1 pseudogene is annotated in these 1,275 nt (G+C 73.3%); it reads right to left on the reverse strand.

Annotation, left to right across the window (positions count from 1 at the left end):
• Positions 1–1,275, reverse strand: a pseudogene (locus tag NT8_RS30230) (hypothetical protein); the annotation flags it as partial.

Here is a 1,275-nt window from a genome sequence, read left to right on the forward strand (position 1 = left end):
CTCCGGGGGTGGTGTCGACCTCGGAGCCGGTGTCGCTCTCGGTGCCGCTTTCGCTCTCGGTCGCGGGCGCGGGCGCGGGGGCGTGGACGTCGGCCGTCCCCAGGAGCCGGGCGTCCTCGGCGGTGAGCAGCTCGTAGGTGGTTCCGGTGAACTCGGTGGGCGCGGCGTCGCCGTTGAACTGGGCGTAGTAGGTGCGGGTCACCTCGTAGAGCACGGAGGGCGCGGGCCCCCACATCAGCGGCGAGCGGCCGGCGGTGTCCTGGCGGGTGTCGCTGGTCTGGCGGGTGTCCTTGCGGAAGAGGTATTCGAGCAGCGCGGGCGCGAACCGGAACGTGCGGTCGGAGATGCGGAAGTCGGCGCCGCCGCTGAACGCCGTGTTCCAGAACGACGTCTTGGTCTTGGACTCGGAGATCGAGGTGCTGACCCGGGTCAGGGTGGAGAACTCCGACGTGTTCGGCGGCGTGGGCAGCCGCTCGTACCTCGTGGGCGAGGAGGTGATGCGCAGCCGCCGGGGTTCGCCGGTGGAGTCGATGAACGGCAGGTCGGTGTAGCCGGTCGACATGGTGTTGAGGCCGCCCTGCACCAGACTGCCGTCGGCGAGGCCCTGCAGGGTGGCGTCGTTGTTATCGCCGAACTCCTTGGACGGCTTCGGGTCCTTGCCCCGCACCCGCTGCGTCCAGGACTGGACGAGCAGACGGTCCCGCGCCCAGTCGGCGAGGTCCTTCGCCTTGCGGTCGCCCTGGGCGGACTTCTCGGAGATGGCGCCGATGTGGACGGGGTAGCTGCGGTCGACCGCGCGGGCCCCGGGGCCGGGCGGCGGGGCCGTGCTGTCCGGGTCGCGGGGATCGGCGAGCTCGATGAGCGCCGGCGTGTTCGGCGGGTTGATGCCCGGCCCGCCCGGCACGAACAGCCGCACGCCGAGCCGCCATGACGCCTCGATCGGTGCGGCCGACACCTGCTGCGTGCCGCCGGGCCGGTCCTGCGTCCGGGTGCCGTCCGGGGCGGTATCGGTCCGCGTGTCCGCCTGCGGCCGCGGGTCCGTCTGCGTCTGCGGCTGCGTCGGGGGCGCGTCCGACGGCGCCGCCGCGGGCGGGGTGAGCGTCATCGTGACGGACAGGTCGGCGTCGTAGGGCTCGGGCGGCCCGCCGATCTCGGTGTAGTAGTAGTCCGTGCTGGAGCCGCTCACGCCGAGGGCGGTGGTGCGGACCCGGTAGCCGAGGCCGGTCCGGAGACTGAGGCGGGCGCCGACGGTGAAGAGGTCCTCGGGCAGGCCGA

It is taken from the genome of Nocardiopsis trehalosi NBRC 14201 (assembly GCF_001552555.1).
Taxonomy (GTDB): domain Bacteria; phylum Actinomycetota; class Actinomycetes; order Streptosporangiales; family Streptosporangiaceae; genus Nocardiopsis_B; species Nocardiopsis_B trehalosi.